This is a genomic window from Streptomyces venezuelae (assembly GCF_008642315.1).
Taxonomy (GTDB): Bacteria; Actinomycetota; Actinomycetes; order Streptomycetales; family Streptomycetaceae; genus Streptomyces; species Streptomyces venezuelae_D.
The window spans coordinates 3,561,089-3,585,607 of sequence record NZ_CP029192.1 but is presented as its reverse complement, the minus strand read 5'-3'; the positions used below and the strand labels follow the sequence as shown (position 1 = coordinate 3,585,607).

Genomic DNA, 24,519 nt, shown 5'->3' with positions numbered 1-24,519 from the left:
CCGTGGTTGCCCTCATGGTCCTCGTGGGCCTGGCCGTCCTGGCGGCCTTCGCGGCCCTCCACTGGTATGCGTGGCGCCGCCTCGTCCGGGACACCACGGCCGGGCCCGGGTTCGCCCGGCGCGCCGGGACCGCGGTCTTCGTCGCGGCGCCGCTGATGATGTTCGCGGCCCTGGTGGCCGAGCGGACCGGGGCGCCGTTCCTGCTCCAGCAGGTGCTTGCCTGGCCGGGCTTCATGTGGATGGCCCTGTCGCTCTACCTGCTGCTCGCGCTGATCGTGGGGGAGCTCGCGAGGCCCCTGGTGCGGCGGTGGGTGGAACGGGAGGGGACGGTTCCGGAGACGGCCACGGAATGCGTACCCGCAAGTGTGGCGGAGCCCACTGCGCCGGGCCCCGCAGAGGCTGCCCCCGAGGGCGAGAGGGGTGCCCCCGCGCCTGCCCCCGAGAGGGCGATCGCCTCCCCTTCCCGCCGCCTCTTCGTCTCCCGCATCGTCGGCGGCACCGCCGCGGCCGTCGCCGCCGGAACCGTGGGCTACGGAACGTACGGCGTCCTGCGCGGCCCCAAGGTCAAGCGCGTCACCGTGCCGCTGGCGAAACTGCCCCGCGCGGCCCACGGGTTCAGGATCGCCGTGGTCAGCGACATCCACCTCGGCCCGATCCTGGGCCGCGACTTCACCCGGCGCGTGGTCGACACCGTCAACGCCACCCAGCCCGACCTGATCGCCGTGGTGGGCGACCTGGTGGACGGCAGCGTCGAACATCTCGCCCCCGCCGCGGCGCCACTGGCCGGAATGCGGGCCCGGCACGGCGCGTACTTCGTCACCGGCAACCACGAGTACTTCTCCGGTGCCGAGCAGTGGGTCGACCACGTACGCGAACTCGGCCTGCACCCGCTGCGCAACGCCCGCACCGAGCTCCCCGGCTTCGACCTGGCGGGCGTCGACGATGTGGCGGGCGAGGACGAGGGGAAGGGCCCCGACTTCGCCAAGGCGCTCGGCGACCGGGACCGCTCGCGCGCCTCCGTGCTCCTCGCGCACCAGCCGGTCGTCATCCACGACGCGGTGGAGCACGGCGTCGACCTGCAACTGTCCGGCCACACGCACGGCGGTCAGCTCTGGCCGGGCAACCTGATCGCCGACCTGGCCAACCCGACCCTCGCGGGCCTGGAACGGTACGGCGACACGCAGCTCTACGTCACCCGCGGCGCGGGCGCGTGGGGACCGCCGGTGCGCGTCGGGGCGCCCTCGGACATCACGGTCGTGGAACTGGCGTCACGTCAGGCCTGACACGGGCCATGTGGTCCAGAACTGGCCAGATGCGGATGGGCCGGGGGTGCCGCAGTGACACGCGCGGTGACGCCGCGCAGCATTGACACGTCAGTGGGGGTACGGGGAGGCAGGGACAACAGGGGCCATGGGGTGGGGGTACAGGGGACGTGCTGAGACGTGAGGCCTTCAGATTGCCGCCGCACCCGGCGTCGGTGCCACTGGCCCGGACGCGGGTGTACGACCATCTGTCGGCGTGGGGACACACGGCGGACGACGGGGCGCTCGACGACACCGTGCTCCTCGTGTCGGAACTCGCGACCAACGCGATCGTCCACGGGTACGTGGCCGCGGGGGAGTTCGAGGTCGCGGTGACGGTGCTCGCCGACGGCGCCTGCTTCATAGAGGTGTCCGACGAGAGCCCCGCGGAGCCGGAGATGCACAAGCCCGACGCCTGGGAGGACGAACACGGCCGAGGCATGCGCCTGCTCGACGCGACGGCGGAGGCGTGGGGGGTGTGGCGGCGCGGGGGCTGCGGCAAGACGGTGTGGGCACTAGTGCGCGGGTGAGGGCGAGGGCGACGGTGTGGGTGAGGGGGCGGTCTCGGGTGCGGGGAGGGTGAAGCCGCGTATGCCGGACACCGCCGCCGTTCCCGCGCACGCCACGCCCACGACCGCCGCGGACCTGGACCTCGCCCCCGCCTCGATCACCGGCCGCCTCGACGGTCTGGAGCGCCGGGGGCTGGTCCGCAGGACGCCGTCGAAGAAGGACCGGCGCCGGGTCGACGTCGAACTGACGGAGGCGGGCGCGTCGGCGTGGGAGGGCGCGATGGCGGTCCTGGGCCGTGAGGAGGAGCGGCTCCTCTGCGTGCTCCCCGCGAAGGAGCGGCGGCAGCTCTCCGACATGCTGCGCCGGATCATGGCGGTGGCCGAGGAGGGCGGGGGTGCGGGGGGGCGGTGACGTCAGGGAGTGCGCGCCAGCTCCGGTCGCTTCAGGTAGTCCGTGAACCCGACGACGTTCCCCCACGCGTCGGCGATCTCGACGGTCCAGCCCGTGGCCACGGAGAACGGTTCGCTCAGGAGGGGGATGCCCACCGCCGCCAGGGCCTGGGCCTGCGCGCGGGCGTCGGGGACCTCCAGCCAGATGCGGGGGGAGGGCCACGGCGGCGTACGCGGCACGATGCCGTCCTCCACGCGCAGGAGCAGGCCCGGCGTCTCCTTGCCGACCTTCAGGATGGCGAGGCCGAGTTCGTCGATGCGGGCCTCGACCGGGAAGCCGGCCCGCTCGTAGAAGCCGACGGCCTCGCCGAGGTCGCCGACGGGGAACAGGACGTTGTCGAAGCCGAGCAGTCCGACCGGCTGGTTGTCTGACATTCCGTCAGGGTAGGGCGGGGGCCGTCACGGCGGCGCAGGCGCGCATGGAGCGCACCGGGCGCGCGTGATTCTTCGGCCGTACGGCCCCCATATCGCCCGCCTAGCGGTTGATGGACTGGATCTCCTGGACGTCGACGTCCTGGGTGCCCTCGAACGTGCCGTCGGGCAGGTCGCCCCCGGCGCCGCCGTTGCCCTGCCAGGTGATCTCCCACGTGATGGAGGCCTTCATCCGGAACGGGTCGCCGCCCGTCGCCCGCAGGTACTTGATGCCGCACGGCGGATCCTCCTTCGCGGAGCCCTTCCTGTACGGCGTGCCGATGCTGCCGTCATCGTCGACCGCGCACTCGCCGTCCGCCGGGAACGTCTCGGCGTCCGGGGTGCCGGGGTCCAGATGGAGGCTGACGGGCTTGGCGGTGGTCTCGGCCCACAGACCCGTGCCCGGCAGCTCGGCGCGGACCTTCACCGGCTCGAACTTCCCCTTGTCCAGCCAGACCCAGGTGGGCAGGTTCACGGTCGACTTGCCCGTCGGCTTCGTCTCGACCTTGGTGTCGGGGACCTTGATCTTGTTGTACGCGTACCCGGCCAGGATCTTCGGCGTGGGCGCGTTCTTGATGTCGGGGATATCCCGGGCGTCCTGCCAGAAGAGGTTGGTCTCGCACTGCCGGGCCTCGAACGTGTCCTCGACGTCGGGGTTCATGACTCCGCGCCAGAACTTCCCGTCCTTGCCGATGTTGAAGTCCTTGTAGCCCTCGGCGCCGTCCGACTGGTCCTTCCCCTTCTCATAGTGGTTCACCATGAGCTCTTCGCCCCAGCTCAGCGAGGGCGTCACGTGGACCAGGTCGCCGCCCTTCTTCAGCTTCTCCACGCTGTCCTTGAGCTGCTCGGGGGTCGCCACCGGCTCGTACCAGCAGGACGGCGGCTTCCAGTTCGGGTCCACCGCCACGACCGGCTTCGAGCCGCCGCCCTTGCCGCCGCTGACCTGCTCGACCGTGACGCTGGTGCCGACGCCCGCTGTGAGCGTGTTGCCGGAGGCGCCGCCGGACGGCTCGGCCGGTGCGTTGTCCTCCTTGCCGCCGAGCGCGTGTGCCGTCGCGGGCCAGGCGCCGAGCGCGAGGACGGACGCGGCCACCAGCGGGAGGGACCTCTTCAACGCGTACGACGCGTGCCTCACTTGTCGCACCCCCCGCGCTCCGTCTCCAGCGAGACGGTGCTCCAGACGCCGTCGGAGTTCTTCCGCAGGGTGGTGCGGTACTGGAGGACGGGGTCTGTGTCGTCCGGGGTGCCCGCGCGCTTCTTCGTCCTGCGGTTCTCGGTGTACCCCTTGCTCTCGTCCACGCAGTAGAAGAGCACGCCGCCCGCGTCGGACAGGCTCACCTGAGGGTTGAACACCCGCACGCTCCCGACCAGGGTGTCGTCGGTGTCCACGTACCCCTTGACGTACTTCTGGGACGACTTCAGCGCCTGCATCGAGGTGTAGAAGCCCAGCGGCTTCGCCTGCGGGTCGGCGTCGATGATGGCCAGGTACTCCGCCTTCAGCCGCTCCCTGCCGTCGTCCAGGATCGCCTGCTTCTTCGGATCGCTGTGGTGCCAGCCCACGAAGTCGGCCTTGAACGCGCTCGGCAGCTTCACGCCGGGCCGCTCGCTGCCGTCCGGCTCGGCGCTCGCCGAAGCCTTCGGCTTTCCGCCGACATCGGCACCCTCGATCTTGTCGGAGGAGCCACCGTCACCCCCTCCCGACCCGCACGCGGTCAGCAGCAGGGCGGCGGACACGGCCAGCGCGGCCGTCGTGAGGCGAAGGGGATGGCGGTTCACTCTGAACTCCTGGTGGGGGGGAGGGGGAGGGGGAGAAAGTGGGGGGAACTGAAGCTAGGGGTGGGCGGAAAGGAAGGCGCGGACTTCGTCGATGGTCGTCCGCCATTCGGAGATCTCGTTGCCGTCCTCATCGACCGTGCCGCGCGGCTCCACGGAGAGCCACGGCTCCGTCGGCCGGAACGCGTCGGCGAGTTCGCCGAGGAAAACCGCGGCATTCTGTACGTACACATCAGTGCCGCGCCGGTAGAGCGGCCAGCAGAAGACGAAGTCCGCGGTCGCGGGGTCGGTGATCGAGGTGACCAGGCAGGAGTCGACCTCGTCCCGCCACGGTGATCCTGCCGACCGTTCCGGACCCGGTCCCGGTGCCGTGCGTGTCGTCCTCCGTCGGCGGCTCCGGGAGCACCCGGATCGAGAAGGCGTCGCCTTCAGGATCAAGGGCATGCCAAGGTGACGGCCAGTGGCCCCCCATGTGCATCCCCCGTCGAGCGTCGCTCACCGCCGCGGCGGTGATGTCCGTGCGAACTTTCCCTGTGCGAACTCACGATATCCACGCGGTGGCCGGAAACGCACCGTGGGCCCCGCTCCTGACTGGAGCGGGGCCCACGGGGACGTGCGGTGACGGAAGCCGGATCAGAAGCGGCGCGTGATCAGCGCGCGCTTCACTTCCTGGATCGCCTTCGTGACCTCGATGCCACGCGGGCAGGCGTCCGTGCAGTTGAACGTCGTGCGGCAACGCCACACGCCGTCCTTGTCGTTGAGGATCTCCAGGCGCTGCTCGCCCGCCTCGTCACGCGAGTCGAAGATGAAGCGGTGGGCGTTCACGATCGCGGCGGGGCCGAAGTACTGGCCGTCGTTCCAGAACACCGGGCACGAGGACGTGCACGCGGCGCACAGGATGCACTTGGTCGTGTCGTCGAAGCGCTCGCGGTCCTCGGCGGACTGCAGACGCTCGCGCGTCGGCTCGTTGCCCGTCGTGACCAGGAACGGCATGACGTCGCGGTACGCCTGGAAGAACGGGTCCATGTCGACGACCAGGTCCTTCAGGACCGTCAGACCCTTGATCGGCTCGACCGTGATCGGCTTGGCCGGGTTGATGTCCTTGATCAGGGTCTTGCAGGCGAGACGGTTCTTGCCGTTGATCCGCATGGCGTCCGAGCCGCAGATGCCGTGCGCGCAGGAGCGGCGGAACGTGAGCGTCCCGTCCAGCTCCCACTTGATCTTGTGGAGACCGTCGAGGACGCGCTCCTTGGGGTCGATCTCCATCTGGAAGTCTTCCCAGGTGGCGTCCGCCGAGACCTCAGGGTTGAAGCGGCGGATGCGGAACGTCACCGTGATCAGGTGCGAGCCGTTGTCCGCTTCGAGAGCCTCGAGCTTGTCCATCGTCGGGGTAGCCATCAGTACTTACGCTCCATCGGCTGGTAGCGGGTCTGGACGACCGGCTTGTAGTCGAGACGGATCGTCTCCGTGCCGTCGTCGCCGACCTCGCGGTACGCCATGGTGTGGCGCATGAAGTTGACGTCGTCGCGGGTGGGGAAGTCCTCGCGGTAGTGACCGCCGCGCGACTCCTTGCGGGCGAGCGCGGACTGCGCCATGACCTCGGCCAGGTCGAGCAGGTTGCCCAGCTCGATGGCCTCCAGGAGGTCCGTGTTGAAGCGCTTGCCCTTGTCCTGGATCGAGACGTTGAGGTAGCGCTTGCGCAGCTCCGCGATCTTCTCCACGGCCGTCTTGATCGTCTGCTCCGTGCGGAACACCATGACGTTGGCGTCCATGGTCTCCTGGAGCTCCTTGCGGATCTCGTGGACCCGCTCGTTGCCCGAGGCGTCGCGCAGGCGCTCGACCTGGGAGACGACGAGCTCCTCCGGGTTCTCCGGGAGCTCGACGAAGTCGTTCTTCGCGGCGTACTCCGCGGCGGCGATGCCGGCGCGGCGCCCGAAGACGTTGATGTCCAGGAGCGAGTTGGTGCCGAGGCGGTTGGCGCCGTGCACCGAGACGCAGGCGACCTCACCGGCGGCGTACAGACCGGGGACGACCGTCTCGTTGTCCGCGAGGACCTCGCCCTCGACGTTCGTCGGGATGCCGCCCATGGCGTAGTGCGCGGTCGGCTGGATCGGGATCGGGTCCGTGTAGGGCTCGATGCCGAGGTAGGTGCGGGCGAACTCCGTGATGTCCGGGAGCTTCGCGTCCAGCTGCTCCGGCGGGAGGTGCGTGAGGTCGAGGTAGACGTGGTCGCCCTCGGGACCGCAGCCGCGGCCCTCACGGATCTCCGTGTAGATGGAGCGGGACACGACGTCACGGGACGCGAGGTCCTTCATGACCGGCGCGTACTTCTCCATGAAGCGCTCGCCGTCCTTGTTGCGGAGGATGCCGCCCTCACCGCGGGCGCCCTCCGTGAGGAGGATGCCCATGCGCCAGATGCCGGTCGGGTGGAACTGGAAGAACTCCATGTCCTCCAGCGGCAGACCGCGCCGGTAGCAGGCCGCCTGGCCGTCACCGGTGAGCGTGTGCGCGTTCGAGGTCACCTTGAAGAACTTGCCGGTGCCGCCGGACGCGTAGATCACGGCCTTCGCCTGGAAGATGTGGATCTCGCCGGTCGCCAGCTCGTACGCGACGACGCCCGCGCTCCGCTTGACCCCGTCGACCTCGACGATGAGCTGGTCGAGGACGTAGAACTCGTTGAAGAACTCCACACCCTCCTTGACGCAGTTCTGGTAGAGGGTCTGGAGGATCATGTGGCCGGTGCGGTCCGCGGCGTAGCACGAGCGGCGCACGGCGGCCTCGCCGTGGTTACGGGTGTGACCGCCGAAGCGGCGCTGGTCGATGGTGCCGTCCGGGGTGCGGTTGAACGGCAGGCCCATCTTCTCGAGGTCGAGGACCGCGTCGATGGCCTCCTTCGCCAGGATCTCGGCGGCGTCCTGGTCGACCAGGTAGTCGCCGCCCTTGATCGTGTCGAAGGTGTGCCACTCCCAGTTGTCCTCCTCCACGTTGGCGAGCGCGGCGGCCATGCCGCCCTGCGCGGCGCCCGTGTGGGAACGCGTGGGGTAGAGCTTGGTGAGCACGGCGGTGCGGCTGCGCTTCGTCGCCTCGATGGCGGCGCGCATGCCGGCGCCGCCCGCGCCGACGATGACGGTGTCGTACTTGTGAATCTTCACGGAAGTCGCCTCGGCTTTAGCGGATGTTCGGGTCGAAGGTGAAGATCACCAGCGTGCCCAGAAGGATGGTGAACACCGTGGCGGTGTACAGCAGGCCCTTGAGCCACAGACGCGTGTTCGGGCGCTCCGCGTAGTCGTTGATGACCGTGCGCAGACCGTTGGCGCCGTGCAGCATCGCGAGCCACAGCATCAGCAGGTCCCAGACCTGCCAGAACGGCGAGGCCCAGCGGCCTGCGACGAACGCGAAGCCGACCTTCGAGACGCCGCCGTCGAGCACCAGCTGGATCAGCAGGTGGCCGATGACGAGGACGACGAGGACGACGCCGGACAGGCGCATGAAGAGCCATGCGGCCATCTCGAAGTTGCCGCGGGTCGAGCGCGGGGTCTTGGAGGTGCGCTTGCGCGGCGCCTCGATGACCGGGGCCGGGTTGTCGGAGTCGTAGAGCGACGCGCCCTCGACGGGCCCGATACCGGACGTTCCGGACTTCTCAAGCGTGGTGTCAGCAGACATGTCCGGCATCAGCTCCCGAAGACTTCGCGTACGGCGTGGCCGAGGACGGGGTAGAGCGCCCCGACCATCAGGACGACCCAGATGCCGACGACGGTCCAGAGCATCTGCTTCTGGTAGCGGGGACCCTTCGACCAGAAGTCGACGGCGATGACACGCAGGCCGTTGAGCGCGTGGAAGAGGATGGCGGCGACCAGGCCGTACTCGAGGAGTGCGACGATCGGCGTCTTGTAGGTGCTGACGACATCGTCATACGCCTCCGGGGAGACGCGGACGAGAGCGGTGTCCAGCACATGCACGAACAGGAAGAAGAAGATGAGGACGCCGGTGACTCGGTGAGCCACCCAGGACCACATTCCTTCCCGGCCGCGGTACAGCGTTCCAGCCGGCACGGCAGAACCCTCCGGGAGCGGGGATTGGGGCCAGCCGGCTTTGGGTGGTCGGACGGGCCCGGCCGGGTACGGTCCACCGGCCGCTCGTCATCGTATCGACGAGTTGTCGGTGGCCCTGCCCCGGGTCCGCCGGTGTGATCAAACAGGCAATCAAACAGGCACGTACGGGCTATCGGGAAGCGTTCTTGATCGACTCTCCGGCACGGCGTGTCCGGGCACGTCGCCGAGGGTGAGCCGGGTCAGACGGCCGCGGGCGAGGCGGCGCAGCTCCTCCGCCGCGAGGGCGCGCTCGTCCTCCGGATCGTTGCCGAGGCGTGACCGGATACCGGCGAGCAGCTGGCCGAGGGCCTCGCTGGGCGGGACGTCGTCCAGGCAGATGACGAACGTGTGTCCGAAGCGGCTCTCGTACGCGGCGTGGGCGGCGCGCAGCGCGGTGTGGGCCGCGCTGGAGCCGGTCCTCGGGGCTCCCTGGTGCGGGACCTGGGGCAGCACCGCGTCCAGGGGTTCGCAGGCCAGGGCCTCGGTGAGGTCGGCGTCCGACAGGTCGTACGCCGCCTCGTCGGAGGCCGCGAGCAGGGCTTCCAGGTCGGGGTAGGGCCGGTGGGCGGCGACGCGGCGGGCCCAGCGTCGGCTGCCGCAGCAGGTGAGCAGGGCGGCTTCGGCCGCGTCCGGCGTGGCGGAGTTCAACTGGTGCGGGTGCAGCGTGCGCTCCTGGGCAGGGGGCGGCGGAGGTGGGGCCGAGCGGGTGTGGGGGTGACGCAACGGTATCGAGGCGTGCTGTCGACTGTCCGACGGGTGAGCGAATTTCACCCGAATGGGAGAGTTTGGCGTCACGATGTGGACGAGCCGCGTGTGACGGCGCGTCGTAGCGTGGCGGTATGGCTCTGACTCTGGACTCGGTTCTGACTTCAGATTCGGCTCGCTTCGCGGCGGACGCGGCCTGCTCACCATTCCGGGCGCGTTCCGCCGGGCGAGGTGACCGGTGAGGCGCGGCCCCGTCGCCGCGGCGGGCGGTGTCGCCGTCGTGGGGGCGGTGGTGCTGGCCGTCGGGTTCTGGCCCGGCGGGGACGGCGACGGCTCCGACGGTGCGGCGCCGTCGGGCGGCAGATCCGCCGCCGCGCCCTCGACGAGCCCCACCAAGAGCTACGCCCTCTCCAAGGCCCCCGCCACCATCCCCGCCGTGCGCGAGCACACCGCGGCGCGCGGCCCCGGCTGGCGCCCCGACGAGGGCAAGGGGCGCGTCGTGATCGGCGACGGCGACAGCGGCCTCGCCGACGAGGCGAAGCTGCTCGCGGGGGAGCTGAAACTGAAGTACGGGGGAGAGTCGGACCCCCGCGAGGGCGACGTACAGCTGACGCTGTCCGACGGCGACGAGGGCAAGGACAAGGGCAAGGGCAAGGACAAGGGCGGCGACGAGTCGTACACCCTGACCGTCAAGGGCGAGCGGGTGCGCATAGCCGCGCCCGCGGAGGCGGGCGTCTTCTACGGGACCCGAACCCTCAAGCAGGCGGTGAGCGGCGGCAGGACCGCCCCCGAGGGCGTCGTGCGGGACCGCCCGGCCAAACCGCAGCGCGGCTTCATGATCGACATAGCCAGGAAGCACTACGACCTGAAGTGGCTCGAGGACCGCGTACGCGACCTCGGCGACCTCAAGTACAACCAGCTCGGCCTGCACTTCTCCGACGACCAGGCGTTCCGCATCGAGTCGGAGTCGCACCCCGAGATCGTCTCCTCCGACCACCTCACCAAGGACCAGGTCCGCGGCCTCGTGAAGCTGGCCGCGAGCCGCCACATCACCGTCGTCCCGGAGATCGACTCGCCCGGACACCTCGGCGCGGTCACCCGCCGGCACCCCTCCCTCCAGCTCCGCGACTCCCGGGGCAAGGTCACACGCGGTGCGGTCGACATCTCGAAGCCGGCGGCGGCGAAGATCGTCGACGACCTCCTCAAGGAGTACGCCGACCTGTTCCCCGGCGCGTACTGGCACCTCGGCGCCGATGAATACCTCGCCCTCACGGTCAAGAACCCCGAGGCGTCCTATCCGCAGCTGGCCGCCGCCGCCCGCGAGCGCTACGGCGCCGACGGACGCGTCCAGGACCTCGCCACGGGCTGGCTCAACGACCGGGCCGACACCGTGCGCCCCTTCGACAAGAAGCTGAAGGCCTGGAACGACGGCTTCTTCCGGGGCGGAAAGACTCAGGCCGCCGACGACCTCGAGGTCGCCTACTGGACCGGCAAGGAGATCGGTGCGCGCGAGCCCGACGCGTACCTGAAGGCGGGCCGCAAGCTCGTCAACTACAACGACGAGTACCTCTACTACGTCCTCGGTCAGCCCCAGACCTTCCGCTATCCGACCGGGCAGCGGATCTACGAGAGCTGGACCCCGCTGGTCGTCCGCGGCACGAAACCGGTGAGCGAGCGGTACGACGACCAGATCCTCGGCGGCACGTTCGCGGTCTGGGGCGATCTGGCCGACGCGCAGACCCAGGAACAGGTGGCGGCGGGCATCCGCATGCCGCTGCGCGCCACCGTGCAGAAGCTCTGGGATCCCGGGAAACCGGACCTGGCCTGGAAGGACTTCGTGAAGCTGGCCGACGGGCTCTAGGGCCTGTGCCGGAAGTCCCGCCCGCCCCGCGATGTCCGGCACGGGGCCCGCCCTCCGGGCGGACGACGGGACTTCCGGCACAGGCCCTGGCGGCGCCGGACGGGACAGTTCCATTCTTCTCTTCCGGTAGCGAACTTGCCTGTGTCTGTGGTGTATTCGGCCGGGAACGACAAGATTGCGGCACGGAGTGTGCGGATCACGGCGGGGGGACGCGGCATGGGCTACTGGGGGTACTACGTCGTCGGCAGAAGCGAGCGCCCGCTCGCCGAGCTCACGGCGGTGGAGGGCCTGCGCGACGAGCTGACCCTCCTGGACCGGCGGCCCGACGGGTGGCAGGTGTGGGAAGTGCCGGGCGGCGACGGCACCGACGGAAACGGCGCGCCCGACGTCGGCAACATGAACACGCTGGCCCGCGAGTCGGGCGCGCCCGCGCTCTTCGGGTACGTCATGGACAGCTCCTGCGTGATCATCGAGGCGGCGGCGCCGGAGAGCGGCGCGTGGACGACGTGTCTGGCGCGGCGCGCGATGGCGGGCTACATCGGCGGCGACGAACTGACCGTCGAGGACTACTTCCTGGAGCCGCGCGACGCCGCCGAGCGTGCGGTGGCCTGGGCCGCGGAGTCGGGCAGGACGGTGCCCCGGGGCCCACTCCTCGACGTACTGAACGCGGACGCCGAACCCTCCGCGGAGGAACTCTTCTTCCGCTTCCTCGACCGGCTCGGCGTCGTGCCCCAGTGACGTTCCCGGGGCGGCGCACGCAGTAAGGGGCAGCGCAGGGTCCGTGACGGGGGATCCGTGACGGGGGAGACGTACAGCATGAGCCTGGTGGAGCTGATCGCGCAGGCCGACGACTGGGGCCTGGCGGCGAGCGGGCTGGCCTGCCTCGACCGGTGCGTGCCGGTGCTCGGCGGCGACGACGACGTGCTGCGGCCGCTGTGGGCGAGGCTCGCGGAGGGCGGCGACTGGCGGGGCCCCCTGGCCGAGGCGCGCTCCGCGCTCGGGGCGGCCCCCGGCGACGCGGCGACCGCCCCGGCGCCCGGCGCCGGTACGTCCCACGAGGCGGCCACGCTGACCCGGCGCATGCTCGACGCGGTCCCCGCCGGGCCCTCGGGCGCCGAGGTGCGGGAGTGGGCCGACGGCTGTTCCGTGGCCGCGCTCCAGGTCCACCGCCTCCTCGACACCGCGCACGCCGACGGCACCCGCTCGGTGGCGGCGCGCCGCGAGGGCCGCACGGACGCCGTGTCCACCCTCACCTCGCCGCTGGTCGCCGCCGAACTCCGCCGCCAGGTACGGATACTCGAACTCCTCGCCAACAAGGGCGCGGGCCCGGTGGGCGGGCTGCGGCAGGCCCTGGACGTGTCCATGGAGGGGCGGCGCGTCCTGCGCGCGGTGGTGTCGCGGCGGGCGCGGGGACATCACTGACCGCCGCGCTCGGCCCCCTCCGTCACCGAGGCCGTGGGCACGGGACGACGCTCCGGCTCGTCCCCTCCGGTGAAGCCGAGGACGACGAACCCGGCGCAGATGCCGAGCAGTAATCCGCCCACGGCCAACACCCGCCGGTTCGATATCTCACCGACCACCGTCGGATCGTCCGGGTCCTCCGGAACGACGACTTCCCCCAAGCCGTCGCTTTCTCTGCTCCCCATCGCGTTTTCGGCCATTTCCTCGGTCCGCATGTTCCCCCACCCCTGAATGAATCCGGGCTGGTTATACAACACAAAGAAGGGCGATGACCAGGCTGCGGGGAAATCGGTGGGGAGCAGACGCTTCAGCTGGGTTGATGGTTGTACGTGACGTGGAAGATTTTCCCTTGGGAAAGTCGTCAATTTTCATCGAGCGCGGCGGGACGAATTATCGAGGCTTCTTTAAATATGGAGGGCCGCGGCACGGTTCTCGGATATGGGCGCGGACTCGTCCGCGGCGACGCGGGAGTCGGGAGCGGCCCGGGACGCGTGGTGACAGCGGGTGAGGAGTGGTGAGGTCTGCCCAAATGGACTGCCACGCAGCTAATCTGACGTGTCCTCATGTGTCGACCGGCCGATCCGGCCACGGAGAGGCCCGTGCCTGACGAACTCGGATTCGACGAGCTGCTGGACGACGGCGGCCTGATCGCCCGGCTGCTCGGCAGGACCGCGGCCGGGCGCAAACGGGAGCTGCTCTACGGCCACGGCGCCGACCTGCCCGTCGTGCTCCTCGTCGGCGGACCCGGCATGGGCAAGGGGCGGTTGCTGCGCTGCATACGGTCGCGGTTCGGCCCGCGCGTGCCCACCGCGTTCCTGGACTGCGCCCAGACCGACGCACGGGAACTGGCCGAGGAACAGCCGGGCAGCCGCTCGGAAGTGACCGAGGCGTTGCGCAAGATCGCGCTGCAGTACGGCGACTGGGGCGGCGACGGCGGCGGGATCGCCGTGCCGCGGCTGTACGCGGGACTCGCGGCCGTCGCGGCCAGCGACCGGCTCGCCCGCGCCGCGCCCCTGGTGGACGAGGTGGGGCGGCTCGACGGGATCCTGCCGCCCGGCTCCTTCTGGCGCGGAGTGCTGAAGGGGACGGCCAAGAACTACGCGGGCTACCTGGCGGGGCTCGTCACCAGCCCCCTCGCGGGGCCCTTCCTCAACGCGCTGCTCGACGGCCTCTTCGCCCGCGTCTCCACGGAGGGCAGGGCGGCGCTCGCCGCCTGCTACGGCGAGTACCCCGGCGCGGGCGGCCACCCGCAGGCCGGGCTGCGGGCGCTCGGCGAGGACTTCCAGCAGGGCGGCGAGGCGCGCCGAATAGCCGAGGGCTTCCTCTTCCGGGCGCTGCGGCAGGACATCGACGCCGCCTACCACGGGGTGCGCGGGCGGATGTCGCGCGTGGGGCGCCCCGCCCTCCTCCTCGACCACGCGGACGGCTCCCTCGGCCGGCGCCTGGTGAAACCGGCCCTGGAGGACCGGGAGCGCGGACACCACGACCGCCTCGTGATCTTCGCGACGGCCCGGCGCGAGGACGGCGGCCGCTTCCTGCACAGGGCCGGCACCAGTCACGACTCCATGGCGACCTGGCAGCCCTTCACCGGGACGCTCCCCGAGTGGAGCCGTCCGCCGGGCGGCGTCCCCGACCACGCGCCCCTGTGGCGCGGTGTCCTCCTCGTCCGCATGCCCGTGCTCACCCGGGACCGGCAGAAGGACGAGATCGGCCGGCTGCGGGGCGGCCACGGGCAGCCCGACAACGCCGTACGGCTCCGTATCCACAGCGGTGTGCACCGGCTGAGCGGCGGCCGGCCGCGGTTCGTGACCCGGCTCGGCGAGGCCACCGCCGCCACCGCCTTCCCGACGCCCGAACAGTGCACGGACTGGGCGATCCTGGACGCCCGCGTCCGCGCGGGCGAGGACGAGCAGGGCCGCCCCGTCGCCGACCGCGCGGTGGCCGACGTACTCGTCGACGAACTCATCGACAAGGAACGCCCCGAGGAGCTGCCGCCCGAACACCGCAGCCACTGGCTCGACCTGCTCACCCACCTGTCCGTCGCGCACGACGTGGAGTGCGCCCAGACGCTGATGCGTGCCGTCCAGGAAGACCGCACCGAGCGGCTCAATGCCTACCGCATCGCCGAACTCCTGGAGGACACCGGCTGGCCCGGCTGCCCCCGGCACTTCATCGGCGACCTCGGCCTGCGCCGCCTCCTGACGCGGCGGCTGTACAGGATGCGCGACCGGGGAGCCGCCTGGCACGCCGACCACGCGCTGCTCCAGGGCCACTACCGCGATGTGGGCGACCGCCACCCCGACCCGCTGTTCGTCACCGCCGCCGCCCACCGGATGCACCATCTCCTCGCCTCCGACGGCGCGGACCTCGTCACCCGCTACCTGGCGGACGCCTTCCGCACCCGCCCCGTCGACGAGTGGTGCGAGGAACTCCTTGCCATCGCGGACGCCGCGCTGATCGGCGTGGCCGACGACCGGTACGCGCGTGCCCTCGGCGAGACGCAGGTGCGCGGCGACACCCTGCGCCGCCAGGTCGACCGGCTCCTGCACGCCGTGTGGCTCACCGAGGACCGGACGCAGCCGCTGGAGGAGATCGTGCCCGGCGTCCTGCGCGGTCCCCTGCGGGAGCTCAGCGAGGAGCTGGCCCGGCTCGCCGACGAGGCGGTGCGCTACCAGGGGCCCGAGGGGGCCGATGTGGCGCGGGCGGCGGACGGGGCCGCCCTCCTCATCCGCATGGCCCGCGACTGGGGGGACCGGGCCGAGGACAAACAGCCGCTGAAGCGGTGCGTGTGCACGGAACACATCGGCTTCGGCTGACCGAGCGAACCACCGAGAGGGAGGGCAGCGTTGAGGCAGTTCGGGAACTGGCTGTACAACACGTTCTTGGCCAACTGGATGCGCAGGATCCTCACGCTGGCCGGCCTCGTGGCCGCGGGCGTGCTCCTGTACGTGTTCCTGCCCCCGATCGGTGAACCGGAGAGCTGCGCGACGGGCGTCGAGAAGCACGGCGGCGAGTGCATCGGCGTCAACGGCACCGGCTATGCCTTCGGGACACCGGAGATCGACAAGGTGGCCCGGGCCATCGCCAAGGAGAACGAGGAGTTCGTCGGCGACAAACCGCACGTCACCGTCGCCCTGATGCTGCCCCTCCAACCCGACATCGACGCCGAGCGCATCCAGCTGCGCAGCGAGATCCAGGGCGCCTACCTGGCCCAGTACCGGGCCAACCGCGAGGAGAACACCCCGCTGCTGCGGCTCGTCCTCGCCAACCCCGGTGACTCGTACGCCCAACAGGAGCGCGTCGTCGACCAACTGGCGGACATGACGGGCGACAAGAAGGTCAACCTCCGGGCCGTCACCGGATTCAACCTCAGCCTGGACGCCACGAAGAAGGCCATCGCGCGCCTCACCAACGAGCTGCACATCCCGGTCCTCGCGAGCCGCGTCAGCGCGGACGAACTCGCCAACCCCGAGGGGAGCGCCAAGGCCCCCTATCCCGGCCTCGCCCGCATCATCCCGACCAACCGCCAGCAGGCCGACGCGCTGGCCAGCTTCCACGGCGAGCTCAGGGACGAGCAGACCGTGCTGGTGCGGGACAAGCGGCCGCACGACATCTACAACAACTCGCTCGCCAAGGCCTTCAGCCGTGACGAGGACGGGCCGCCCGGACCCAAGGACCAGACGTTCGAGTCGCCCTCCATCACCGACCCCGGCGACACGGGCAACGACTTCACGCTCATCGCCCAGAACATCTGCCAGTCCACGGCACGCTACGTCTACTTCGCGGGGCGCCCCGTCCACCTGCGGCTCTTCGCCCTGAAGCTGGCCGACGTGCAGTGCCGCGGCAAGAAGTACACGATCGTCAGCGGCTCCGGCGCGGCCACGCTCAATCGCTACCTGAAGGACGGCGACTGGGACCGGCTGCGCGGCGGCGGCAAGGAACCCCTCGTCACGGTGCAGTACGCGGCGCCTGGCCACCCCGACTCCTGGGGCCACGAGCTGCGCGACACCAGGCGCGCGGAGGAACGCCGCGACTACTTCACCGAGCCCCGGGCCGAGCTGGACAAGCTGCGCACGCTGATCGACAAGGGCAGCGCCGGGGACATCGGGCCCGTCCCGCTGGAGGACTCGCGCACCATGCTTGTGTACGACGGCACGCGCACGATCGCCAAGGCGGTGCTGCTCGCCAACGCCCAGACCGAGGGCACGGTGCCGCCCCTGAGGCGGGTCTCCGACATGTGGCAGCGCCTCGAAGCGGTCAACCGCGTCCGCGGGACCAGCGGCTGGATCTGCCTGACCAACGCGGGGAACGCCTACGACAAGCCCGTGGCCGTCGTCGAACTCGACCCGCGCACGGAGAGGTTGCGGTACGTCGGCGTCGGCTGGCCCAAGGGCAGGGCGCAGCCCGACGACTGCCGGGTGCCCAGCGACAGCTGAGGCACCCGGCCGAAGGTGTGGCTACGGCGTCAGCGACTGGCCGAGACGGGCGCCCGCCGGGGTGCCCAGGAGCGTACGGCCGTAGTAGACCCCGCTTGCGCCGGGGACGCCCGAACTCCCGCTGTCCAGCTGGAGGATCGTGCCGTCACCCGTGTCCTCGCCCTCGACACCGATGGCCAGGTCGGCGCGCCCGTTGCCGGACAGGTCGGCCAGCGTCACCGACGAGCCCAGGCGGTCGCCCGACTCGGTGGAGCCGGGGACGTCGGGCTCGTCCTGCGAGAAGGCCTTCGCGCCCGTGCCGGTCAGACCGGCGGCCGAACCCTTCAGGAGCAGGGAAGTGCCCGCGTCCGCACGGTTCTTGTCGGCGCGGGTGATGTCCTCGTTCGGTGCGCCCGTCAGGACGTCCGCGTAGCCGTCGAGGTCGTAGTCGCCCGCCGCGACCGACCAGCCCATCGCGTCGCCCGACTCGGCGGCGCCGGGAACCCCGGACGTCGCCTGGTGGACTGTCTTCATGCCGGTCGTCGTGAAGCCCGTCGACGTACCCGGGACCACCGTGACCTGGCCGCCCGCGTGGGCGCCGGACTCGGCGGTGTACGGCTGGCCGATGACCAGGTCGTCGTAGCCGTTGCCGTTGACGTCGCCCACGGCGACCGAGCGGCCGCCCGGCACGGAGAGCACGCCGACCCGGCTGAGGCCCGAGCGGCCGCCCCTGAACCAGGCGACCTTGCCCTTGCCCGCCTGGTCGCGGTAGGTCAGCGCGACGTCCGCGTAACCGTCCCGGTTGAAGTCGCCGGACGCGGCGTCGGGGTACGCGATGGCCGTGTCGCCCCGGGTGAGGCTGCCGCCCGACTCGTGCTCCGGGTCGAGCCGCGCGGCCCACGAGCCGCCGGTGCCCGTCGACGCGGCGAACACGTCGGCCTTGCCGTCCGCGTTGAAGTCGCCGGACGCGACCGCGGCGCCGAACCGGGCGCCGGGGTAGTGGAAGTCGGGCGACAGCTGCATGTCGGTGCCGGACGTGAACGTCGGCCCGTACAGCATCGTGACCGCGCCGCGGTCCTTGTTGGACGTGTCGTCCTCGCCGGGGGCGCCGATGACGAGGTCGGCGTACCCGTCCGCGTTCAGGTCGCCCCACGCGGTGGCGGCGCCCCAGTCGTCGCCGGTCTCGGAGGCGCCGGGGACGCCCTCGCTCGCCTGTGTCAGGGAGATCCTGGAGGCGCCGACCGGTCCGCCGGGCCCGCCGGGGACGACCGTCACGCGGCCGCGGTTCGAGGACGCCTTCGGGGTGGCCGCGATCAGATCGGCGATGCCGTCGCGGTTGTAGTCGGCGGTCGGAACGGCGGAGTTGCGGCCCGCGCTGGTGGCGTAGCGGCGTATCTCACCGAGCTTCGCGTACAGGTTCTTGCCGGGGGAGGGCGCCGCGGAGGCGTCCCGGTGGCCGGAGACGGTGTTCAGCGAGGCCTGGTCGCCCTTCTTCCACACGCCGGTGTCGTCGGCCGCGGTCAGCGTCACCTTGCCGGCCGGGTCGCCGCCGTACTGGCCGAGCTTCCAGGCCGCCACGCGCGCCACCGACTCCAGGGCCGCACGGCTCGGCCTGCCCGCGGGCTTGTCCGTCGCCGGGTCGCCCTCGAAGTCGCCGAGGACGGCGATGCCGGTCGAGTCGCCGTCGAAGCCGTGGGTGTGCGCGCCGCGGACCGGCAGGGCGATGCCGCCCGCGCGGCCCTCGAAGATCTGGCCGCACTTGTCCACGAGGAAGTTGTAGCCGAGGTCGGTCCCGTGCTCGACCTCCATCTGGTACGTCATGATGCCGCGGACCAGCGACGGGGACTCGGCGCAGCTGTAGTCGTTCGAACCGGCCGTGTGGTGGACGAAGACGGCCTCGACCTTCTCGATGTACTCCGCCGGGTCCTTGACCTCGGACTCGTCGGCGCCCCACGTCGCGCGGCCGATGACGGGCGGCTGGGTGACCGTCGACGGCGGGGCCGTCGGCTTGGTCGGGGTGGGGTCCGGCTCGCCCGTCGTCGGGGACGGGGCGTCGGGCGACGGGGCCGGGGCGTCCGCGGCGAAGGCCGCGGGGGCCATGGCGGTGCCCTTCGCCTCCCGGGCGGTCACGCCCGGGTCCACGAGGTTGACCTCCAGCCCCTCGGGCAGTTCGGAGCCCGCCGACCCGTCGGCCGCGACGACGCGGACCTCGACGCCGTCGGAAGGGCCGACCCAGAGCGGGTCGGACGCGGCACGCCTGCCGCCCTCGCCCCGCTCCACGGGCCGCGTCTCCAGGTCGACGGCCCGCCAGGCGCTCCACGCCCCGGAGCCGACGGCACGCGTGCGCACCTGAGCCGTGCCCGCCAGTTCCTCGCCGGCCCCGTCCCACGAGAGACCGAGGAGGGAGAACAGCTCGGTGGACGTGCGCGGCAGCTCCCGCTTCGTCGCGCCGGCGGCCTCCAGCGGAAGGCCGTGCACGCTCGTCGGGCGCTCGGCGCGCGGGTCGACGCCGGGACCTTCGCCGTCGCCGGGCCCGGCCACCGCGTACGTCACCGCACCCGCACCGGTCAGTGCGACGGCTCCGATCGTCAGCCACGCCCTGCGCTTGAGACTCAGCGGTCGGTACGCATGCGTGGTACGCGCCTTTTGACGCGGTTTGCGCGGGCTCAATTGCCCCACCCCTCGGCGAAATTCAGGTGAACACAGCGAGTTCGTACGACTGATCGAGCGGCGAAAGGGTTGTAGCGGCACGGGGGATTTGTCGCGTGATCTATCCCGCACGTCCGAGCAGTGACACAGGGACGGGCCGATGCGCTGGCTCATGTGAGAGTTGTGTGCGCCGATGGTGTGCGCTGATACGGGTGGGGCTTGAAGTGGGGGAACGGGTGGGGCGACGAGTGCGGGCCGGGACACGGGCGGCCGGAGGGCGGCTGCGCAGGACCGCGCTCTGCGCCGTCGCGGTGGGCGCGGCCGTGGGCGGCCTCGCGTCCTGCGGCACGAGCCGCGAGGTGACGTACGCCGGAGGCACCCTCGAAGAGCTCGTGCCCGAGGACGAGAAGCGCGGCAGGGAGATCGCGACCGAGTCGATGGCGCTGCTCCAGGAGGCGGAGTCCGTTCGCATCGGCGTCGAGATGAACACCCCGAAGGGCCACCAGAAGGTCTCGCTCCTCATGGACCGCGACGGCAACTGCACGGGAACCTTCGACGCGGGGCCCGCGCAGCGCGGCGACATGATCATGGTCGGCGGCGGCTCGATGTACGTACGGTTCAGCGACGCGGCGCTCGCGGAGATCCGGCGGATGGCGGCGAGCCGGGGCCCGGAGACCGTCGCGCGCGTCCGGGAGCGGACCGCCCTGGCGAGCGGGAAGTATCTGAAGATCCCGACGGGTCCTGGCGGGGGCGCGGGGCGCGTGATGCCGGTGAACAGCTGCGACCTCGACAAGTTCACCCGCGCGATGCCCGGCAGCCCGGGGACCGACGACGTCATCGAGGCCCTCCCCGAGTCCCGGTGGCACGGCGAGGACGTCATCCCGCTCGTCGAGAACAAGGACAAGGGGGAGGACAGGACGTCGGTGTACGTGGCCGCGAAGGGCAAGCCGTACCTCCTCGGCGTCGAGGCGGAGGAGAACGGCGAGATCATGAAGATGCGCATGTCCGAGTACGGCGAACCGGTCTCCGCGGTGGCCCCGACGGCCGCAGAGACGATCGACATCTCGAAGTTCGGCCCGGGCGGCGCGGGCCTCTTCGAGGTCTGATCCCCGCCGCCTCCCGCTGTGACATTTCCGCTTCCCGCGACGCAGTCGACCGTGAAGGCACAGGCACGGCGATCTGCGCCCGAGCGGGCCGGATGGGAGCGGGTTGGGCCAGGGTGGGGGACCCCGTCGGGCGCAGGCGCACGACGAGGAGCTGGGCAGGGCCGTCGCGGCGGCCCAGGAGGGTGACGAGGCGGCGTTCGCGGTCGCGTACCGCCTGGTCCAGCCGGGGCTCGTCGGCTATCTGCGCGGCCTCGTCGGGACGGACGGCGAGACGGCGGAGGACGTCGCCGCCGAGGCGTGGCTGGAGATCGCCAGGGACCTCGGGCGGTTCCGCGGGGACGGGGCGGGGTTCCGCGGCTGGACCGCGACGATCGCCCGCCACCGCGCCTTCGACCACCTGCGCCGCCTGAAGTCCCGCCCGCGCCCCGCCCCGTTCGACCAGGAACTGCTCGAACTCCCGGACCCGGCGAGCACGTCGGCGGCGGCCCTGGAGGCGATCTCCACGGAACGGGTCCTGGCGCTGGTCGCCGCCCTGCCCCGCGACCAGGCGGAGGCGGTCCTGCTCCGCGTGATCGTCGGCCTCGACGCGACGACGGCGGCCCGGGTCCTGGGCAAACGCCCCGGCGCGGTACGGACGGCGGCGCACCGGGGCCTGCGGAGGCTGGGGGAGCGGCTGCGCTGAGCGTGCGGCTCGGCGTCAGGTCACGGACGCGTGGCGTCCTGCCTCCCGCTCATCGTGTTCCGCGTCGTCCCGCGGGGCCTCCTCCCTGATGCGGAACCGGCTCAGGGACCGCGGCGCCCACCACGTGGACCTTCCGAAGACGCCCATCAGGGCGGGCACCAGGAGGCAGCGCACCAGGGTGGCGTCGACGAGCACCGCGAGGGCGGTGCCGAGGCCCAGCATCTTGGTCAGGGCGATCTGGGACGTGCCGATCCCGGCCATGACGACCGCGAGGATCACGGCCGCCGCCGTGATGATGCCGCCCGTGCGCGCGACCCCCGTGAGCACGGCGTCGCGGTGGTCGCCCGTGCGGTCGTAGTGCTCCTTGATGCGCGAGAGCAGGAACAGCGAGTAGTCCATCGACAGGCCGAAGGTGAGGCAGAACATCAGGACCGGCAGCGAGGTCTCGATGAAGCCGGTGGGGGTGAAGCCGAGCAGGCCGCTGAGGTGCCCCTCCTGGAAGACCCAGACCGCGGCTCCGAACATCGCCGTCAGACTCAGCGCGTTGAGGATCACGGCCTGGAGCGGCAGCAGCAGCGACCCGGTCATCAGGAACACCATGATCATGGTGACCACGACGATGAAGAGCAGTGCGTAGGGGAGCAGTTCACCGATGACGTGGCGGCTGTCCACGAGCATCGCGGCCTGGCCGCCGACCCGCACCCGGAACGGCGGGTCGAGGGCGCGGATGTCCCGCACCATGCGCTGGCTGTCGGCGGAGATGTCCTCCACCGTGTGGTCGGGCCAGACGGTCAGGTAGTTCGTCCCCGAGACCACCCTGCCGCCGGTGCCCTTCGCCGGCTCGGCGAGGCTCCCGCCGTGGAAGGTGCCGACCGGGGTGTCCACGCGGTCGACCTTCGCCACCCGGGACAGGCCGCGCGCGTACTTCTCGACCTCGGCCCGCCCGGCCCCGTCCGCCAGGACGCTGATGCCGCCGGTCGGGCTGTTCGTGAAGGACGCCCGGATCTCGTCGTGCACGAAGCGGGCTTCTGCGTGCTTGCCCAGCTGCCGGTCGTCGACCGTGCCGAAGTCGACGCGCAGGAACGGCAGGCCGAGCAGGACGAGGAACGCCGTCACCACCACGGTGACCACGGGGCCGCGCTTCATGACGCCCGCGGTCACGCCCCGCCAGCGCCGTTCGGCCGCGTCCCCGTCCCCGCGGCCGCGACGGCCGAACACCTTCAGGGAGTTGACCCGGTGCCCGAGGAGCAGGAGCAGGGCGGGCAGCACGGTGAGCGCGGCCAGCGCGGCGAGGACGACCACGGAGATGCCCGCGTACGCGAACGAGCGCAGGAAGTACATGGGGAAGATCAGCATGGCCGCGAGCGACACCGCGACGACGGACGCCGAGAAGAGGACGGTGCGGCCCGCGCTGTGCATCGTGGCCGCCAGCGCCCTGCCGGGGTCCGGGCGCTTGACCAGCTCCTCGCGGTAGCGGCGGACGATCAGCAGGGCGTAGTCGATGGCGAGTCCGAAGCCCAGCGCGGTCGTCAGGTTCTGCGCGAAGATCGACACGTCGGTCAGATGCGTGATGCCGAACAGGAGCGCGTTGGTGCCGAGGATGGCGATCAGGCCGATGGCGAACGGCAGGAGCGCCGCGACCACGCTGCCGAACGCGATCAGCAGGATGACCAGGACGATCGGCATCGCGATCATCTCGGACTTCACCAGGTCGTCGGCGGTCTGCCGCTGCGCCTCGTTGCGGACGGCCACGGTGCCGCCCAGCTTGACGTCGAGCCCCGCGTGCCGGCCGCGGTACTCGTCCACGATCCGGTCGTAGACCTTGCCCGCCTGCGTCTCGTCGCCCTTGATGTGGGCGACGATCAGCGAGTGCTTCCCGTCCTTCGATCGCAGGGACGGGTCCTTTCTCTGCCAGTAGCCGAGGACCCCTGTGATCCCCTCCTCCTCGGCGAGGCGCTGCGTCAGCGCGCTCCCCCGGCGGACGGTCCGTGCGCCGTCGGGCCCGTCGTCGCCGCTCCGCACGAGGAGTACGAGATTGGGCTGGCTCGCCGGGAACTTCTCGTTCAGCACGGTGAGCGCGCGCGACGACTCCGCGTCCGGGTCCTCGGTGCCGCCGAGTTGGAGCCGGTCCGTCAGGCCGCCGCCGATGACGGCCGCGGCGGCGAGGAGGAGTGCCGTGAGCGCGAGAAGGATCCGCGGCCGGGACGTGATCCGCAGGAGGAGGGACATTGCTGACTACCGCCGTTCACAGAGGTTCGGACACGTGATGCACGTCGATCAGGGCTTGGTCACGGCGAATATGAACGCGGATCCGAACTTGGTCAGGCGGTAGTTGGTGAAGCCGGCCTTCTCCAGCTCCTCGGGGAGCGTCCCGAGGTCGGTCCGGCGGATACCGGTCAGCTTCACGCCGAGCCGGCTGCTCGGGTAGTCGTTCTCGGCGAACGTGCTGGCCGTGTAGACGCCGCCGGGCTTGAGCAGCCGGAAGACCTCTCGGTACGCCGACTGCGGGTCCGCGTAGAGGTGCAGCGACCCGGGGTTGCTGACGCCGTCGAACACGCCGTCCTTGAAGGGGAGTCCGCGCACGTCTCCGCGGACCAGGCTCACGTTCGGCCGCCCGATGGTTTCCTGCAGCGCCTTGTTGAGCATCGCGACGGAGATGTCGAGGCCGACCACCGTGGCGTCGGGGATGGCGCCCGCGAGGCGGTCGGTGAAGTAGCCCGCTCCGCACGACAGGTCGAGCCAGGCGCCGGACCGGCTCTCCTCGAGCTTCAGCCAGTCGTGGTAGACCTGGAACTCCTCGGCGTAGCCCGGCACATGGCTGCCGAAACCGGCGAAGAGACGGGCGAAGAACGGCCGCATGGCGGTCTCGTAGAGGCGGACGAACGCCTTGCTCTCCATGAGGCGCTGGGCCGTGGTCGGCGCCGCGGGATCGGGCTGGCCCGGCTCCTGGATCATGTCGAGGAATCCGTCGGCCAGGGGCGAGATCCTGCCGCACGAGGTGCAGGCGAACGCGGTCGGCGTCCGCTGCTCGACCGCGGCGGAGCAGGAGGGGCAGGCGAGGAGGTCTGCCAGCTGGGGGCTCACGAGTCGTATCTCCTTGAGGGT

General features: G+C 71.3%; 23 protein-coding genes. 10 read left to right on the top strand and 13 right to left on the bottom strand.

The features are described from left to right. Positions 1 to 2 precede the first annotated feature (2 nt). The 3 genes from DEJ48_RS15110 (at position 3) to DEJ48_RS15100 (ending at position 2,222) form a co-directional block, all read left to right on the top strand. Entirely contained in the window at positions 3 to 1,283 is a 1,281-nt protein-coding gene (locus tag DEJ48_RS15110) for a metallophosphoesterase (protein ID WP_190537431.1), read from the top strand. A gap of 149 nt (positions 1,284 to 1,432) precedes the next feature. Continuing rightward, entirely contained in the window at positions 1,433 to 1,831 is a 399-nt protein-coding gene (locus DEJ48_RS15105; protein WP_150216619.1) for an ATP-binding protein, read from the top strand. Positions 1,832 to 1,892: 61 nt separating this feature from the next. After that, positions 1,893 to 2,222 carry a MarR family winged helix-turn-helix transcriptional regulator gene (locus DEJ48_RS15100; RefSeq protein WP_150216618.1) on the top strand — a complete coding sequence of 110 codons (330 nt, stop codon included), beginning with the start codon at positions 1,893 to 1,895 and terminating at the stop codon, positions 2,220 to 2,222. 2 nt (positions 2,223 to 2,224) lie between these two features. On the opposite strand, the gene DEJ48_RS15095 is transcribed toward DEJ48_RS15100, so the two are convergent. The 9 genes from DEJ48_RS15095 to DEJ48_RS15055 all read right to left on the bottom strand — a co-directional run bounded on the left by DEJ48_RS15095 (position 2,225) and on the right by DEJ48_RS15055 (position 9,258). After that, positions 2,225 to 2,635, bottom strand: a complete 411-nt coding sequence (locus DEJ48_RS15095) for a VOC family protein (RefSeq protein WP_150216617.1) — start codon at positions 2,633 to 2,635, stop codon at positions 2,225 to 2,227. Between the two features lie 100 nt (positions 2,636 to 2,735). Further along, positions 2,736 to 3,815, bottom strand: a complete 1,080-nt coding sequence (locus DEJ48_RS15090) for a hypothetical protein (RefSeq protein ID WP_411757458.1) — start codon at positions 3,813 to 3,815, stop codon at positions 2,736 to 2,738. Beyond that, entirely contained in the window at positions 3,803 to 4,447 is a 645-nt protein-coding gene (locus tag DEJ48_RS15085) for a hypothetical protein (RefSeq protein WP_150216616.1), read from the bottom strand. The genes DEJ48_RS15090 and DEJ48_RS15085 overlap by 13 nt, the downstream gene beginning before the upstream one ends. Before the next feature lie 54 nt (positions 4,448 to 4,501). After that, positions 4,502 to 4,888 (bottom strand): hypothetical protein, encoded by a 387-nt coding sequence (locus tag DEJ48_RS15080; protein ID WP_150216615.1) that lies wholly within the window; start codon positions 4,886 to 4,888, stop codon positions 4,502 to 4,504. 189 nt (positions 4,889 to 5,077) lie between these two features. Next, positions 5,078 to 5,842, bottom strand: a complete 765-nt coding sequence (locus DEJ48_RS15075; RefSeq protein ID WP_150216614.1) for a succinate dehydrogenase iron-sulfur subunit — start codon at positions 5,840 to 5,842, stop codon at positions 5,078 to 5,080. Further along, a complete protein-coding gene (gene sdhA / locus DEJ48_RS15070; protein ID WP_150216613.1) occupies positions 5,842 to 7,596 on the bottom strand; it encodes a succinate dehydrogenase flavoprotein subunit in 1,755 nt (584 codons plus the stop codon). The genes DEJ48_RS15075 and sdhA overlap by 1 nt, the downstream gene beginning before the upstream one ends. 16 nt (positions 7,597 to 7,612) lie before the next feature. After that, positions 7,613 to 8,107 (bottom strand): succinate dehydrogenase hydrophobic membrane anchor subunit, encoded by a 495-nt coding sequence (locus DEJ48_RS15065; RefSeq protein ID WP_150216612.1) that lies wholly within the window; start codon positions 8,105 to 8,107, stop codon positions 7,613 to 7,615. An 8-nt stretch (positions 8,108 to 8,115) separates the two neighbouring features. After that, positions 8,116 to 8,496 carry a succinate dehydrogenase, cytochrome b556 subunit gene (gene sdhC / locus DEJ48_RS15060; RefSeq protein WP_150185849.1) on the bottom strand — a complete coding sequence of 127 codons (381 nt, stop codon included), beginning with the start codon at positions 8,494 to 8,496 and terminating at the stop codon, positions 8,116 to 8,118. A gap of 150 nt (positions 8,497 to 8,646) precedes the next feature. Next, entirely contained in the window at positions 8,647 to 9,258 is a 612-nt protein-coding gene (locus DEJ48_RS15055) for a 2-oxo-4-hydroxy-4-carboxy-5-ureidoimidazoline decarboxylase (protein ID WP_190537429.1), read from the bottom strand. Between the two features lie 220 nt (positions 9,259 to 9,478). Here DEJ48_RS15055 and DEJ48_RS15050 point away from each other — a divergent pair, with 220 nt between their 5' ends. From DEJ48_RS15050 to DEJ48_RS15040, 3 genes are all read left to right on the top strand, one after another. Next, positions 9,479 to 11,101, top strand: coding sequence for a beta-N-acetylhexosaminidase (locus tag DEJ48_RS15050; RefSeq protein ID WP_223832053.1), 1,623 nt, complete (start codon positions 9,479 to 9,481; stop codon positions 11,099 to 11,101). 216 nt (positions 11,102 to 11,317) lie between these two features. Next, positions 11,318 to 11,839 carry a hypothetical protein gene (locus tag DEJ48_RS15045; RefSeq protein WP_150216611.1) on the top strand — a complete coding sequence of 174 codons (522 nt, stop codon included), beginning with the start codon at positions 11,318 to 11,320 and terminating at the stop codon, positions 11,837 to 11,839. Between the two features lie 78 nt (positions 11,840 to 11,917). Beyond that, positions 11,918 to 12,523: a hypothetical protein gene (locus DEJ48_RS15040; protein ID WP_150216610.1), complete on the top strand. Its 606-nt coding sequence runs from the start codon at positions 11,918 to 11,920 to the stop codon at positions 12,521 to 12,523. Here DEJ48_RS15040 and DEJ48_RS15035 read toward each other — a convergent pair. Next, positions 12,517 to 12,777 (bottom strand): hypothetical protein, encoded by a 261-nt coding sequence (locus tag DEJ48_RS15035; RefSeq protein WP_150216609.1) that lies wholly within the window; start codon positions 12,775 to 12,777, stop codon positions 12,517 to 12,519. The two genes, DEJ48_RS15040 and DEJ48_RS15035, sit on opposite strands and share 7 nt — an antisense overlap. A gap of 384 nt (positions 12,778 to 13,161) precedes the next feature. Here DEJ48_RS15035 and DEJ48_RS15030 point away from each other — a divergent pair, with 384 nt between their 5' ends. Both DEJ48_RS15030 and DEJ48_RS15025 read left to right on the top strand, forming a co-directional pair. Further along, entirely contained in the window at positions 13,162 to 15,378 is a 2,217-nt protein-coding gene (locus DEJ48_RS15030; protein ID WP_150216608.1) for a hypothetical protein, read from the top strand. A gap of 30 nt (positions 15,379 to 15,408) precedes the next feature. Then, positions 15,409 to 16,998 carry an amino acid ABC transporter substrate-binding protein gene (locus DEJ48_RS15025; RefSeq protein ID WP_223832052.1) on the top strand — a complete coding sequence of 530 codons (1,590 nt, stop codon included), beginning with the start codon at positions 15,409 to 15,411 and terminating at the stop codon, positions 16,996 to 16,998. A gap of 21 nt (positions 16,999 to 17,019) precedes the next feature. Here the strand turns inward: DEJ48_RS15025 and DEJ48_RS15020 are convergent, their stop codons facing one another. After that, positions 17,020 to 19,656 carry an FG-GAP-like repeat-containing protein gene (locus DEJ48_RS15020; RefSeq protein WP_411757457.1) on the bottom strand — a complete coding sequence of 879 codons (2,637 nt, stop codon included), beginning with the start codon at positions 19,654 to 19,656 and terminating at the stop codon, positions 17,020 to 17,022. 218 nt (positions 19,657 to 19,874) lie between these two features. Here DEJ48_RS15020 and DEJ48_RS15015 point away from each other — a divergent pair, with 218 nt between their 5' ends. Then, positions 19,875 to 20,732, top strand: coding sequence for a hypothetical protein (locus DEJ48_RS15015; RefSeq protein ID WP_150216606.1), 858 nt, complete (start codon positions 19,875 to 19,877; stop codon positions 20,730 to 20,732). Positions 20,733 to 20,835: 103 nt separating this feature from the next. Beyond that, positions 20,836 to 21,414: an RNA polymerase sigma factor gene (locus DEJ48_RS15010; protein WP_150216605.1), complete on the top strand. Its 579-nt coding sequence runs from the start codon at positions 20,836 to 20,838 to the stop codon at positions 21,412 to 21,414. 15 nt (positions 21,415 to 21,429) lie between these two features. On the opposite strand, the gene DEJ48_RS15005 is transcribed toward DEJ48_RS15010, so the two are convergent. Continuing rightward, entirely contained in the window at positions 21,430 to 23,643 is a 2,214-nt protein-coding gene (locus tag DEJ48_RS15005; protein ID WP_150216604.1) for an MMPL family transporter, read from the bottom strand. Positions 23,644 to 23,691: 48 nt separating this feature from the next. After that, on the bottom strand, positions 23,692 to 24,498 hold the full coding sequence (locus DEJ48_RS15000) for a class I SAM-dependent methyltransferase (RefSeq protein WP_150216603.1): 807 nt from the start codon (positions 24,496 to 24,498) through the stop codon (positions 23,692 to 23,694). Positions 24,499 to 24,519 lie beyond the last annotated feature (21 nt).

Coding starts and splice junctions, on each gene's coding strand:
- DEJ48_RS15100 (WP_150216618.1), top strand. CDS start 1,893: ATGCCGGACACCGCCGCCGTTCCCGCGCACGCCACGCCCACGACCGCC.
- DEJ48_RS15080 (WP_150216615.1), bottom strand. CDS start 4,888: ATGCCCTTGATCCTGAAGGCGACGCCTTCTCGATCCGGGTGCTCCCGG.
- DEJ48_RS15040 (WP_150216610.1), top strand. CDS start 11,918: ATGAGCCTGGTGGAGCTGATCGCGCAGGCCGACGACTGGGGCCTGGCG.
- DEJ48_RS15095 (WP_150216617.1), bottom strand. CDS start 2,635: ATGTCAGACAACCAGCCGGTCGGACTGCTCGGCTTCGACAACGTCCTG.
- DEJ48_RS15065 (WP_150216612.1), bottom strand. CDS start 8,107: ATGTCTGCTGACACCACGCTTGAGAAGTCCGGAACGTCCGGTATCGGG.
- DEJ48_RS15035 (WP_150216609.1), bottom strand. CDS start 12,777: ATGCGGACCGAGGAAATGGCCGAAAACGCGATGGGGAGCAGAGAAAGC.
- DEJ48_RS15005 (WP_150216604.1), bottom strand. CDS start 23,643: ATGTCCCTCCTCCTGCGGATCACGTCCCGGCCGCGGATCCTTCTCGCG.
- DEJ48_RS15075 (WP_150216614.1), bottom strand. CDS start 5,842: ATGGCTACCCCGACGATGGACAAGCTCGAGGCTCTCGAAGCGGACAAC.
- DEJ48_RS15045 (WP_150216611.1), top strand. CDS start 11,318: ATGGGCTACTGGGGGTACTACGTCGTCGGCAGAAGCGAGCGCCCGCTC.